General features: G+C 27.8%; 16 protein-coding genes. 14 read left to right on the top strand and 2 right to left on the bottom strand.

Translation table 11 applies throughout. The features are described 5' to 3' along the window. Positions 1-187 precede the first annotated feature (187 nt). The 6 genes from bcCo53_RS04720 to bcCo53_RS04695 are packed head-to-tail and all read left to right on the top strand — an operon-like array spanning position 188 to position 3,694. Entirely contained in the window at positions 188-1,465 is a 1,278-nt protein-coding gene (locus tag bcCo53_RS04720; protein ID WP_246938370.1) for a DUF244 domain-containing protein, read from the top strand. Positions 1,466-1,486: 21 nt separating this feature from the next. Then, positions 1,487-1,684 carry a hypothetical protein gene (locus tag bcCo53_RS04715; RefSeq protein WP_246938369.1) on the top strand — a complete coding sequence of 66 codons (198 nt, stop codon included), beginning with the start codon at positions 1,487-1,489 and terminating at the stop codon, positions 1,682-1,684. After that, positions 1,677-2,072, top strand: a complete 396-nt coding sequence (locus bcCo53_RS04710) for a single-stranded DNA-binding protein (protein WP_025408948.1) — start codon at positions 1,677-1,679, stop codon at positions 2,070-2,072. Before bcCo53_RS04715 ends, bcCo53_RS04710 begins: the two co-directional genes overlap by 8 nt. Before the next feature lie 25 nt (positions 2,073-2,097). Next, the gene (locus bcCo53_RS04705) at positions 2,098-2,439 is read left to right on the top strand and encodes a hypothetical protein (protein ID WP_025408947.1); all 342 of its coding nucleotides are present in this window, start codon (positions 2,098-2,100) and stop codon (positions 2,437-2,439) included. 29 nt (positions 2,440-2,468) lie between these two features. Further along, positions 2,469-2,885 (top strand): DUF261 family protein, encoded by a 417-nt coding sequence (locus bcCo53_RS04700; protein ID WP_025408673.1) that lies wholly within the window; start codon positions 2,469-2,471, stop codon positions 2,883-2,885. Continuing rightward, positions 2,882-3,694, top strand: coding sequence for a DNA adenine methylase (locus tag bcCo53_RS04695; RefSeq protein WP_025408733.1), 813 nt, complete (start codon positions 2,882-2,884; stop codon positions 3,692-3,694). Before bcCo53_RS04700 ends, bcCo53_RS04695 begins: the two co-directional genes overlap by 4 nt. Positions 3,695-3,816: 122 nt before the next feature. Here bcCo53_RS04695 and bcCo53_RS04690 read toward each other — a convergent pair whose 3' ends face one another. Then, positions 3,817-4,554, bottom strand: coding sequence for a site-specific integrase (locus bcCo53_RS04690; RefSeq protein WP_041178839.1), 738 nt, complete (start codon positions 4,552-4,554; stop codon positions 3,817-3,819). A gap of 469 nt (positions 4,555-5,023) precedes the next feature. Continuing rightward, a complete protein-coding gene (locus bcCo53_RS04685) occupies positions 5,024-5,989 on the bottom strand; it encodes an Mlp family lipoprotein (RefSeq protein ID WP_025408732.1) in 966 nt (321 codons plus the stop codon). Positions 5,990-6,167: 178 nt separating this feature from the next. Between bcCo53_RS04685 and bcCo53_RS04680 the strand changes: the two genes are divergently transcribed. From bcCo53_RS04680 to bcCo53_RS04645, 8 genes are all read left to right on the top strand, one after another. After that, the gene (locus bcCo53_RS04680) at positions 6,168-6,713 is read left to right on the top strand and encodes a DUF603 domain-containing protein (RefSeq protein WP_025408731.1); all 546 of its coding nucleotides are present in this window, start codon (positions 6,168-6,170) and stop codon (positions 6,711-6,713) included. Between the two features lie 10 nt (positions 6,714-6,723). Continuing rightward, positions 6,724-8,076 (top strand): PBSX family phage terminase large subunit, encoded by a 1,353-nt coding sequence (locus bcCo53_RS04675; protein ID WP_025408730.1) that lies wholly within the window; start codon positions 6,724-6,726, stop codon positions 8,074-8,076. A 39-nt stretch (positions 8,077-8,115) separates the two neighbouring features. Continuing rightward, positions 8,116-8,757, top strand: coding sequence for a Bdr family repetitive protein (bdr, locus tag bcCo53_RS04670; protein ID WP_025408729.1), 642 nt, complete (start codon positions 8,116-8,118; stop codon positions 8,755-8,757). Positions 8,758-8,881: 124 nt separating this feature from the next. Further along, positions 8,882-9,289: a hypothetical protein gene (locus bcCo53_RS04665; protein WP_051428649.1), complete on the top strand. Its 408-nt coding sequence runs from the start codon at positions 8,882-8,884 to the stop codon at positions 9,287-9,289. Between the two features lie 130 nt (positions 9,290-9,419). Further along, on the top strand, positions 9,420-10,622 hold the full coding sequence (locus tag bcCo53_RS04660) for an anti-CBASS protein Acb1 family protein (protein WP_246938368.1): 1,203 nt from the start codon (positions 9,420-9,422) through the stop codon (positions 10,620-10,622). Positions 10,623-10,633: 11 nt separating this feature from the next. Then, positions 10,634-11,308 (top strand): DUF1357 family protein, encoded by a 675-nt coding sequence (locus tag bcCo53_RS04655; RefSeq protein WP_025408881.1) that lies wholly within the window; start codon positions 10,634-10,636, stop codon positions 11,306-11,308. A gap of 14 nt (positions 11,309-11,322) precedes the next feature. Beyond that, positions 11,323-11,886 carry a DUF228 domain-containing protein gene (locus bcCo53_RS04650; RefSeq protein WP_025408880.1) on the top strand — a complete coding sequence of 188 codons (564 nt, stop codon included), beginning with the start codon at positions 11,323-11,325 and terminating at the stop codon, positions 11,884-11,886. 2 nt (positions 11,887-11,888) lie between these two features. Then, the gene (locus bcCo53_RS04645) at positions 11,889-12,728 is read left to right on the top strand and encodes a DUF228 domain-containing protein (RefSeq protein ID WP_025408879.1); all 840 of its coding nucleotides are present in this window, start codon (positions 11,889-11,891) and stop codon (positions 12,726-12,728) included. The last annotated feature ends 2 nt before the right edge of the window (positions 12,729-12,730 follow it).

Here is a 12,730-nt window from a genome sequence, read left to right as displayed (position 1 = left end):
TATTAGGCTCCTTGGTTTTTTTTGAATTACTAAATAATGTTAACTCAAAAAGCATTAAAAAGTAAACTGTTTTTTAATAAAAAATTTTTTGTATAAGTTAACAAAAATAATATAACAAAAAAGTTGACAAAAACAGATTTTGCTATATATATTTATTTATAATTCAAAAAAACCAAGGAGTTTCAATATGACAAATCTAAACAAGAATAAGGTAGAGGTTAAGATGGAACAGCTTAGTTTATGCAATCAAAAAAATATCAGTAAAATAAACAAAGTAGGTCGCAAGCTACCAAAAATTGCTAAAAGCGAATATTTTAAGTTTAATAGTAAAGTTGATTTTAGTGTTCAAAGAAAATCTTTAAGGCGTATGGGAGCAAGTGAAGTTGGAAGCATGTTTATTGGTACTGAGCATGTGTCAAGACTTGCTATTGAAAGGGTTTTAAAAGCTATAGATAGGGAAATCCCATTTAAAGATAATTTAAGCATGCGAAAAGGCAAGGTATTAGAAAATTTAGCATTTGATGAGTTTGTACGTATATATTCTGATAACATAGAGGTTTTATACAAAAACAAATATGCTAATGGGATAGATAAGTATAATTACTTCAAAAAGTATGGTAAAAAAGACAATTTAATAGGTTCTACAATTGATGGTTGGTTTATAAATAAAGAAGGTGAATCAGAATTACTTGAGATCAAATGCAGTGATTCTATTGATTTAAGAAGTGCTGTTATTGAATATAATAAAACTGGTAATTTCCTAGAAAATAAATATTTCTTTAAATATTATGTTCAAGTTCAAGTACAGCTTGCATGTACTGGGTTAAGCAAGGGTAATTTGTTCTTCATCATAGGTAATGATGCTATTAACTGTGTAATAGATAGAAATGATGCTTTTATTAGTAAGGTAATGTTTGGTATTGAAAAACTTGAGAGTGAAGTTAATCGTATTGCTAGATATTTAAAACAAAATTGTGATGTCAAAAATATTAATTTAGACGCATTAATTACTCTTATAGATAATTTCTTTAAGGCTAGTTGCTTATATAATGAATTATCTAAATCAAATTACAAGATTGATTTTTTAGATTTTGTAAAGTCTGTTGATTTAGATACTAATTCTTATGAGAATCAACGTTTAAAGGGATGCTTATTAGAGATTAATGATTTACAATGTAAAATTGACAAAGTAGAGAATGATACTAAAAAAAAACATAAGTTAGAGTTAGATAAGATAACAAAGCCTATTAAAGATAAGCTTAAATTATGTATAAACTCAGTTTTAGGAGAATTCTCTTTACTTGAACATATACATTATTATCTTGAAGGCAATCTATTCTCTATAGATACAACTAAGAGAGCTATTAAGGATAGATTTAAGTCTTTAGGTGGTGATATTAACTTCAATTTTGATAGTTTAGATTTAGATAATGATTGGTCTACATCTAGTATAAGTGCTGTTTAGGAGAGGAAACACATGGGCTTGATGATAGTATTATCCTTATTTATATCTTATAAACTTATAAAGTTCTTGTGTGGGCTTTGCAAAAGGATTATAGAAAGAGTTGTTTATAATCTATGCTCAAAACAAGAATTTTTAGCAGACCTAAAACGATTCGAACGTGACTTAATACGCATGGAAATGCTAAGTAGATTAAAAGATAAGGAAAATTCTAATGTTTGATATTAATTGTTTAAGTATGTCGGGTCGTTTAACTAGGGACTGTGAATTTGCTTATTTTGGTAATAAAATTCCTGCTTTAAAGTTTACTTTAGCTAATAATAGGGGATTTAAGAAAGATGATAAATTCACTAACCATTCTCACTTTTTTGATTGTGTTTTATTTGGTAAGAGGTCTGAGAGTTTAATTCAGCTTCTTACTAAGGGAACACAAGTTGTAATTACTGGATCATTGCGTCATGAGAGTTGGTCTTGTAAGCGTACTGGTGAGAATAAAAGTAAGTACAGTATTTTAGTTGATGAGATTCAAGTTTTAACCTCACATAATAATGTTCAAAAAACTAGTTATATTAACTCTAAAGAAGAGTTTGATGAAGATATTCCATTTTAATGATTAGAAGCCAAGGAGTTTAAATTTGGGTAAGGTTATCTCTAAGAGTGAGATTGTAAAAGAAATGATTAGTAATAGTGATGATTTTGAAAATGTTTTATTTAATAGGAAAGATGATGCTGGAGACATTATGTTTGAAAATCTTAATAAGCAAGGGTTTACTGTAAGCAATGCTAAGTGGTGTCTCGATTTATTTTTGGGATTTTGCAAAGAAGATTATGAAGAAGCTTTTGAATGTGGAATCACCAAGATTAATAAGAAGAGTCTTTTTGTAAATAAGTCATTTAAATTATCTATGTTTTTAGATCGGATGTTGTGTTTTTTTAATGAGGCTTTAAGTTTAGGGTTTTCTATAGAGATAGCTTAAGTTTTTAATAAGGAGGTTAAAGGTTAAAGATGTGGGTAAAACAAGATGATCCCAAGCTAGTTCTTCAGATACAGCGCTGGGGATGTTACTTTTTATCTCTTCATTATTACATAGCAAACTTTAAGAAATTACAGTTTAGTATCAATGATATTAATGTTAATTATCACAAGTTTGTTGATTTAGGATATATGAAATGCAATTGTTTTATTTTAAATCCATGCAAAATACTTAAATACTATGGTATTAATAGTGATGTAAGATGGGAACACCATTCTTATAAATGTAAATTGAATGAATTTGAAATAAGTGAAGTTAAAATCAAAGGTATTGAGGGTTATCATTTTATGGCAACTAATAATTCCTTAGTGTGTTATGACTCATTATGTCTTGATGGAAAAGGTAAGGAATATCAAGTTACATCAAAAAGGGTATTTAATAAAATTTGAAATTATTAAATAGAGAAGGAAGTAAGTATAGGTACAAAGCCAACATTATAAGTCTTTTTCCTAAACATACTTTATATATCGAAGGATTTTTTGGTACTGGATCTATATTTTTTGCAAAACCATTAGCTTGTTATAACATACTAAATGATAATTCTAAGTTTATATACAAGCTTTTTTATTTTTTAAAACAAGATCCTGATTTGCTTTACAGGCGTGTAAGAGAAGCAATTATTTATGACAGAGTTATAAATGAGAATCAAGATAAAATAGAATATGTCATATTAAGGACTCTGTATTCTATTTATGGTACATGTAGTACAACTATAAAATTTAATAAAAATAATTCTAAGAAACTATTTTTAGAGAAGTTAAATACTTATAAATCCAAAATCAAAGAAATGCTTAATTTTGCAGTATTGACTTCTCGTGACATATTTGACTTTTTAAATGCTGTAACTAAGAAAGATAAGATTCCTTCAACATTTGTATATCTTGATCCTCCATATTCAATATCACGAGGTCGTTTGCATGAGAATCGGGGTTGGAATTTAGACTGTCTAGAAAGGCTCATTATAGAAATGAAGAGATATAATTGGAAGTTTGCAATAAGTGAATTTGATGATAAGGAGGTATTAGAACTTTTTTTAAAATATAATCTTCATATTAATTATATGGGTTTATCAAGGGGTGTAGCTAATACTTTTGGTCATACTAAATATGAGATACTAGCAACTTCATACAAAACTAGTAAATCAAGTATAACTTGTAAAAATACTAGGTATATCCAAAAGGAAATATTCAGTATATAGGTATTAATTTATGTGTAAAAAAATAGAGACCTAAAGCCTCTTAGTTTTTATATGAAGTAAAATTTTGCTTGTTTAGTTTTTCATTTGTTAATATTATACAATATTTTAGCAAAAACTAGTAGTTAATTTAAGCTATTTTTGATATCTTTGTAAGCTTGTATCTTACTAGCGCTAGATAGACCATAGACATTATCAATCTCAGAAGTGGATGAGTATTTCATGAGTTCTTTGATTTCAAATGAATTGTATCCTTTAGCTTTAAGTGATGCTATAAATATATTACGGCATATATGTAATGACTTGCGATATTTAAAGCCTGCTTTAACTAGTAATGCTTTAAACCTAATTGCAATTTCATTTATATTAATTTTATTGTCTCTAAATTTAATTTTACTTTTTTGAAAAAGATATGTACGCCTTGAGTCTTTTCCTTTAGATAGAAAGTAGTTTTGATGCGCTTGCATTATAGAGTTGAATTCAGATTTGCTAATTATTACTTCTCTTATACATATACTATTTCTTTTTTTAGCTACATTTACACGAATAGAATAAAACATTTCACCATCACTACTCCTCTCTTTAGAGATATCAGTAAGTTTTACATTTTGAATCTCAACACCTCTACAACCAGTAATTGAGAGTAAGTATACAAACCATCCTGAGATTGGATCTTTTTCTTTAAGTTTTTCTATACATCTCTTTACTAGTCTTATTATCTTATCATTAAGATAAAATCTTATAGGAATACTTCTTATTTGCTTGGTTTTTTTATCTTTAAGCTTAGTTTTTAGTAGACCGAGTTCTTCATTTAATTGTGTATTTTGCTTTATTAACTTATTAATTAAATGTTCTTTTTGCATGTACTTTACAAGTTAACTAAACACATTAAAAATATATAAATTTAGCTATAAAAATCTTAGCAAATACTTACTCTTAAAGTCAAATTTAGATGCTTATCATTGTATGTAAAATATTTCTTTTAGAGTATCTATTTAAAGATTAAAAACTATTTAAAGACATAAATACAAGAAATATCTTCTGTACTTCTTGTTCTTATTTACAAATACTAAACTATTTACTTTATATCTACTCTATGATCTCTTTTAATAACTTCGCATTTTACGGTGATGCATTTATGTATAACAAATTTTAACTTCTTATTATCAGTTAACCTCAAGTTAACTTTTTTATTCCTCTTACCATTTTTGTAATAACTTTAATTTATCTTTTCTTATAACTATTACTTTTTTTAAATTAACCTCTCTTAAATGCTCTTTCTTTACTTGCAAGCCTTAATTATGAGAGGTGTATTTTATTTTTTGTTTTCCTTTAACAACCGCTTAATACTTTAGTTGCAAAATTATTCAATGTGTCAGCATTTAATGTATCGTCTTGATATGCTTTTACGAAATAGTTTGTTATGCGAGTTCTGAAATTATTTTGACCAGCTTCATCTCCATTACACTTGTTAAGTTCAGTATGTATATGATTTAATATAGATTTTAGATTTTCAAGATCTATGGACTTTGTCGTTCCATTATCGTTGAATTCAAACAAGAGCTTTAGTGCGCGCCACGCAATATGACGCTTGTCCTGTGGAAAAGCATTTATTAAGAAGTTAAAAGCCTGTGTTTGGTTATTATCATTTTTTAGTTGTATTCTTAGCATTATTTCGTATTGATTTCCTCCTAATAAACCATCTACATGTTTAGTTAGGTTAAGTAATTCTGCTTTGAGAGCTTGAAATGTCTTTTCATTTACGCTGCCTGTGAGAGTTATTTCGTATAGAACATTTCTAAAAAACATTTGTATATCTTCATCTCTAATATTTGTATATCTATCATTACATTGATTTGTAGCTTGGCAATTTAAGGAATTATTTATAAGTTGAGTAATGGTTAAATTATTTAATTGTGGGGGTTTTTTGTCTTTTAAGAACTCATAGACTGTTGTAAAATCATTAGCTAATTCTTTTTGTTTTGATACATCTGTTGATCGTATCCAATTTAAAAAGTTTTGACTTTTTTGTAATTCATCATCTGACAATAGTTTTAATTCTATAATTTTATTAAATGCATTTATGAGAACGTCAAATTTTTGCTTTTCATCAGCAGTTAAAGTATCAGGTCTTGTTTCGTCTTGTTCAGGAGGTTTAGGCTGTGGATTATCTAATCCTTTGCTAAATGTTCTATGTGGTGGTATAGCTTTAGCAGACGTGCCATTAATTTTGTCCTCATTACAACAATACAAGAGTAATGTACTACAAAGTACTAATAATTTGATAAATATTTTCATAATATTCTCCTTTTTTAGTTTTTATATATAATCTAAGTTATTATAAATTATTCCTTTGTAACCAGTCTATATAATTGATGATTACTAATTGTTTTTGCAAAGTTTATTATTTTGTTATAGAGTTTATGTTAATTAATTATATTTTTGTTAACTTAATGGTTAATTTGTGTTAAAGAATATGAGTAGATTCAAAAAATCATTTGATGATTATATTGTGTATTTTAAAGAAGGTAAGCTTAATGACAGTAATATTGCAAAGGAAATGGGAGTCTCAAAAGCGAATGTAAGTAAGATGAGACACAAATGGGAATCGGTTAAAGACAATTCTGAATATGTTAACAATAATAAGCTTACTATTCATGAAGATACTCTAACTAATATCTTACTTCATGCGTCTCAAAGTAATGCGCAAGCCCGAGATTTAAAGAGTCAGTTTAGTATGGCTCGTAGCCTTCTAGGAATAGAATTTATAAATTCATTTAGTAGGTATGTAGAGTTAGAACTTAAAACTCATGATGATCAAATAGATAAAATAGAGTCTAAAATTACAAGTCTTTCTAAAGAGTGTGAACATTCACAAGAAGAAAATAGTAATGAAGACTTAACACTTCAACTGTCACAACTTAAAAAAGAAAGGGAAGTTAAGAAAATGCAGTTGTATTATGAGATGCTGCAAAAGCTAAAAGCAACAGATGTAGAGTCACGTTTTAAATTTCAAGTTTAAAGGTTAAGAAATGGATATATATAAATTACCAATGTTTAAAGAAATGCAAAGGGATTATAAACGTGAATTTGGGATTGATATATTAAAGTATATTAAGTTTAAAGAAGTAGAAGTTGATTTTAAAGGGTTTGAGAGTAAATATTTAACTAAAAAACAGCTTGAAGTAATACGCAGTATAGAAATAAATAATCAAAGTAAAATTATCTTAAGTGGTGGCATTGCAAGTGGAAAAACCTTTTTAGCATGTTATTTGTTCTTAAAAGTTTTACTTAGGAATAGAAATTTATATAAACAAGATACTAATAATTTTATATTGGGTAATTCACAAAAATCATTAGAGATTAATGTTTTAGGCCAATTTGAAAAGCTTGCTAATATGCTAAATATCCCATTTTTACCTAAGTTTTCTAATACATCATATTTTGAACTTGATTCATTAAGGGTTAACCTTTATGGTGGTTATAAGGCAAGTGATTTTGAAAGATTTAGGGGAAGCAACTCAGCTCTTATATATGTAAATGAAGCAACAACTCTACATAAAGAAACATTAATAGAATGTTTAAAAAGACTTAGAGTGGGTATGCAAACAATTATTTTTGATACTAACCCCGACAGTCCTGACCACTTTTTTAAAACTGATTATATTGATAATACTAATACTTATTCTACATATAACTTTACAACTTATGATAATAATCTAATTTCAAAAGAATTTATTAAAACACAAGAAGAAATTTATAAAGACAAGCCAACATATAAAGCCAAAGTCCTTTTAGGCGAATGGGTTGCTCCGTGTGATGCTATATTTACCAATATTAATGTTACAAGTGAGCATGAATTTGTAAATCCAATAGCATATCTAGACCCCGCATACAGTATTGGTGGTGATAATACTGCACTTTGTGTATTAGAAAGAGTAGATAATAAGTATTATGCATTTCTATTTCAAGAAAAACTACCATTTGGTGATCCTAAGGTGTTAAACACAATCAAAACTATATTAGGAAATCTAAATGTGCATACCCTTTATGTTGAAGATAGAGATAATATTTCAGGACATGGGAATGTAACACAAACCTTTGTAAAACTTAGATCAAGTATGAATCATAAGTTTAGGATTGCACCGATAAAACCTATAAGTAATAAATTTACAAGAATTGCTACACTAATAGAACCCTTAGCAACCTCAAAGCTTAGTATCTTAGACTATTCAAGTAAATCAAGTATATCAGATATGTATAAATATAAAGGGGATGGTAAGAGTGATGATGATTCATTAGATAGTCTTTCAGCATCATATATGTTGTTAAGTCTAAATATGCGCTCTCTTAAAGCCCATTTTAGTAAAATAAGGTTCCTATAATGCATAAAATATTATATAATAATTAAATAAGGAGATTTTATGCAAGAACCATCATTACAGTCTGTTGGAAATGTACAAATATTTAATGGTCATATAACTGAGGATATGATCTATCAAGAATTTATAAGGCTTGGAATGCAAGAGTTTATTGCAAATGATCTTTCTAAAAGATATTACCATAATGAGCTTACTTACAAAGATATTGAGTATTTAGAAACTAATTTTAATCTTCAATTTGAAAAACTAGAAGAGAAGATTGATGGTGTAAAAGATAAAATAAATGATGTACAGAAGGGATTAGAACAGAATATTGATGGTGTAGAGAAGAGATTAGAAGAAAAGATTGATGGTGTAGAAAAAAGATTAGAGGACAGAATTAATAGTGTTGAGAGTAATTTGAATTTAAAAATAGAGATGACAGAACGTAGCTTAAAATCAGATATCAAAGACCTAGATAGAAAGATATATAATAACAAGATGGATTTAGATAATAAGATAGATACTAAGTTTAATTCACTAGATAATAAGATAGACCTTAACAAAATGCAGTTAGATAATAAAATAGATCAAAGAACATCAGAACTTAAGAGTATGTTAAAGCTGCATAATTGGATGTTTGGAACAATTATTACTATTTCTTTAGGGATATTATTAACGTTGATAGCATTGATATTTAAGTAGGGTCGTTAATAATGCAAATTATTATGATCAAGCTAATGTTAATTAGTTATTATCATGTCCATTAATTATGGTATTTAGTTTGCTAGGTTTAACAAATTTTAATGGAGAAGGATTTTTAATACTTATGATTAAGAACAGTTTTTTAGTTTTATCTAATATAATGATTAAAAGAATTTCCAATATTAGTATGTTTATTATTTTGTTGGGAATTAATACTAAAGTTTTTGCTACTTATTATCATAAACTAGATGATGGTAAGTCCGCTTTGGTATTGACGTATAATGAATTGACTGAAAAAAAAAGAGGTCAATGCGTAGTTATAGCAGAAAATAATCTTGATATAAAGATAGACAATGTAAGGAATGAATTAAAATCAGATATTAATGATTTAGATAATAAGATAGAAATTAATAATAAGGATATTAAGAGTACATTGAGGTTATACAAATGTGTTTTTGTAATAATCATTACTATGTGTTTAGCAATATTCTTAACATTAATGTCAGTATTGTATACCTTGTTAAATAAGTAAATGTAAATTAAGTATTCCCTAATTAAACTCATACAAACTTTTTTCCACAACCCTTATTTTTTTGTTAAAAATACTTAGCAAAAACTAAGTATTGAGTTATATTTTTTATGGTTAAAGGTTAGAAGAATAAATGAGATTAGATTTCAAAGTTCATGCTAAAGATCTATACAAGTATTCAATATTCTTTAGAAATTACATCTCAAATGTAGCAGAAGACGTTCTTAAGAATGGGATCACTTTAAATAGTGTAATGCCTACTTCTTTGTCTATTGAAGATGCTCTAGATGCGTTAAAAATAGAATTAAAAGCAACATTATTTCAGTGCATAATCAGTTATCGTTTCAATGGTGTTGGGTATATTTTAGTTAAAACAGAAGACCAACTACAAGATTTACACTTAGAAGTAAATAAAGAATTTCCTACTGGATTTATGTATCTTGATTATAACAGTGTTCGTGATGAGGGGCCTGATGCTACTTATATAACATACAATTTGAAAGTAAATGAAAATGATCAGATATCTTATAAGGAAATAAAAATTCATAAGAGTAGAGTAATAATACACTCTAATTATGACTATATACTTAAAGCATACAGTCCATGTTATACCCAAAGCTTTTTGCTTAATATATATCTTTTTGAACAAATATATAAAGAAATAGAAAAGAGAATAGAGAGTCATAATTTTCTATTTTATAAAGATGAATCATTAGTAGAATTACAAGATGCTTTAGTTAATGCTAAAACATCTCTAGATCTTTTAACTAAGGGTGTTGATAAGGGAAGTTTATTTACTAATATCTTCAGAAGGAATGATGATGAGCATATAAGCAAGTTTAAAGGTGTAAATAATGAACTTGAAAGAGAACTATATAGACTTAGAAATAATTTAAATAATGACGGCATATTTTATAGTGGTACATCAGATGCTTCACTTGAAGTTATTAAGTATGACATAACCTATTTAAAAGAGGCTTTAGCATTAGTAAAAGCAAAGATAGGAGCTGATACTAAGGAGCCTTTAACTAGAAGCTTTAATGAACAAGTTAAGGGGCTTGGTAGTGATGGTAAAGGGGACAGATCTAACTATTACGACTTTTTAAAAGGTGTTCAAGAAGAGTTAGAAATTAATTGCAATAGTAAACTTAATAAATATTATTATTTAGACATTAGATTTAACTCATTGCATATGCTCACTGAAGAAGAAAAGTATGAAAGAGATTCCAAACTTATAGAATTAACCCTTAAATACAAGGAATTAGAAGCAAGTAATACGTTAAGTAAAAGTGAACTTGAGTCTTTAAGATCAAAATTATTTTTTTATGAAAGCTAGAAGGAGAGTTTATGAACCAAGAAATACAAGAAAACGTAGCCAGTACACAAGAAGATACTTTAATTCAAAATACAGAGGGTAATAAAGAGAATACAGACAGTATTACTTTAAGTTTAAAAGAATATGAAGAGTATAAAGCATATAAAGCATCAAAAGAATCTGAAGGTAAGAATTTAACTATTAATGAAAGGATATCAAAAGAACTTTCAGAGTCACAAGCGCGTTTAGAAGAAGAAAATAAATTATTAAGTGAAGCTTCTCGTATTAATGAGATTGATAATTTAGCTCGTAAGCATTTAAGTAGTCATTTTAATAAAGAGACATTACTTGCTAAGGGATACTTATTAAAAGACATAATGCAAGCACAACGTAGGGAGCTTGTTAGAAAATATGTACCCATTGAAGAGATTTATGCTATTGCTAAGGTAAGAGATACTAGTCACTTAGATGGTGAATTACTTGAACAACTTGTAAACCTTGCTAAAGTAAATATAAAGAAAAGAATACAATCTACAAGTGTCAATTCAAAAGGTGAGATTAAACTAGCCTTAACAAATGAGGATATCTCAATCTTAGATTCTAATTTTACTCCTCAAAACTTTAGTGAGTTTAATATTTCTATTGCTAATGCTTATAAAGAAAAAAGAAATCAATTTTATAAATCTAGAAAGCAAAAAACTGCTTAAGGAGATGAATACATATGTCAGATGCCAATATAACACAACTTAAAAAAGATTATGATGCCAAAGTAAAAGAAATACAAGATCTAATGAAAAACCCTAATAGAGATGCTGGGCTTTTTCATGTAGATATAGGTTTTAAAGACAAAGGTGCACACTTTGCAAATCAAGGTGGTACTATAACTAGCAGTGTTGACAAGTTAGAAAATTATCCTGTTAAAGGATACCCATACAAACGTGGTGTTAAGTTATCTTACGAAGAAAGTGATAGTGATGAGCCTTGTGTTGAAGCCGGGGGTGGTAATGATCTATATGGTATATGCATAGATATTGATGAGTTTACACAGACTGCTACAGTGATACCAATAACAAATAACTTTACTGGATATTTAGTAGTAAAAAAGGATAGTCAAAGTCAAATTACACCTGGTGGGAAAGTTAAATTTGATTCAAATGGAGAGATTGAAAATGACAGTGGTTCAAACACAACTATAAATGGTGTTGCCTTATCAAGTGCATTTAAAATCAATGATAACCTTTACATAGCACTTGTAAGTATATTTGGGAACAGAGGGTATAAATAATAGTGAGTAACAAGGGTAATCAAAATCCAAGCTTAGTACCTAATTTGGGACATGGAACACTTGAACCTGATATGTATGCTGGCATGGATGATAATGAACTGATTGAGACTTTAAAACAACAGTTACAACAAGAACAAATAAAAGAAGATGATGAAGACAATGATGATGAACAAAAAGACGAAGAACAAGGAGAAGAATTACAACAACCTTCTAGAACAAGAGGACGAAATAGAAGAAAAAGGCAAGCAGCAGTACTTGAAACTACTGAGGGTAAATCATTGAAGGACGCTATATTAAAGTTAAAAAAATACTCTAAAAGTTTTAATTATGATGAAAGGTCAGTATTTAAAGCTAAAACTGATTTTAGAGATAAGAACTTAACATTTGATGCTATATCTCAATCTGTATCAAGTAGTACAGATAAGTTAGAAGAATACCCTGCTATAGGATTCCCATACAAGCGTGCGGTTAAATTAAAAATTGAAACTTTAAAATCTGATGAAGTTCAAGTTGAAGTATCTGATGGTAAAAATATGTATGGAATATGCATAGACATTGATGAGCATACTAATGTAGCAACAGTAATACCTATAACAAATAATTTTGAAGGTTATGTAATTGCTAAAAGCTCTTCTAGTATTCAGATTGGTGATAAGTTAGATTTTGATTCAAATGGAGAAGCTATTAAATCAACTAGTGATTCACAAGTATCAATTAAAGCTATTGCATTATCAAATGTATTTACATTAAATCTTACTGATGACACATCTAAAAAAGAACAAGAGGATTATAAGCTGTATTTAATAAAGATAGCCATTTATGGTAATAATGACGTTTCTTGAAG

Source organism: Borrelia coriaceae, assembly GCF_023035295.1.
Taxonomy (GTDB): Bacteria; Spirochaetota; Spirochaetia; order Borreliales; family Borreliaceae; genus Borrelia; species Borrelia coriaceae.
This window is presented reverse-complemented; position numbering and strand designations above follow the sequence as displayed.

Coding starts and splice junctions, on each gene's coding strand:
- bcCo53_RS04720 (WP_246938370.1), top strand. CDS start 188: ATGACAAATCTAAACAAGAATAAGGTAGAGGTTAAGATGGAACAGCTT.
- bcCo53_RS04715 (WP_246938369.1), top strand. CDS start 1,487: ATGATAGTATTATCCTTATTTATATCTTATAAACTTATAAAGTTCTTG.
- bcCo53_RS04710 (WP_025408948.1), top strand. CDS start 1,677: ATGTTTGATATTAATTGTTTAAGTATGTCGGGTCGTTTAACTAGGGAC.
- bcCo53_RS04700 (WP_025408673.1), top strand. CDS start 2,469: ATGTGGGTAAAACAAGATGATCCCAAGCTAGTTCTTCAGATACAGCGC.
- bcCo53_RS04690 (WP_041178839.1), bottom strand. CDS start 4,554: ATGCAAAAAGAACATTTAATTAATAAGTTAATAAAGCAAAATACACAA.
- bcCo53_RS04685 (WP_025408732.1), bottom strand. CDS start 5,989: ATGAAAATATTTATCAAATTATTAGTACTTTGTAGTACATTACTCTTG.
- bcCo53_RS04680 (WP_025408731.1), top strand. CDS start 6,168: ATGAGTAGATTCAAAAAATCATTTGATGATTATATTGTGTATTTTAAA.
- bcCo53_RS04675 (WP_025408730.1), top strand. CDS start 6,724: ATGGATATATATAAATTACCAATGTTTAAAGAAATGCAAAGGGATTAT.
- bdr (WP_025408729.1), top strand. CDS start 8,116: ATGCAAGAACCATCATTACAGTCTGTTGGAAATGTACAAATATTTAAT.
- bcCo53_RS04665 (WP_051428649.1), top strand. CDS start 8,882: ATGATTAAGAACAGTTTTTTAGTTTTATCTAATATAATGATTAAAAGA.
- bcCo53_RS04660 (WP_246938368.1), top strand. CDS start 9,420: ATGAGATTAGATTTCAAAGTTCATGCTAAAGATCTATACAAGTATTCA.
- bcCo53_RS04655 (WP_025408881.1), top strand. CDS start 10,634: ATGAACCAAGAAATACAAGAAAACGTAGCCAGTACACAAGAAGATACT.
- bcCo53_RS04650 (WP_025408880.1), top strand. CDS start 11,323: ATGTCAGATGCCAATATAACACAACTTAAAAAAGATTATGATGCCAAA.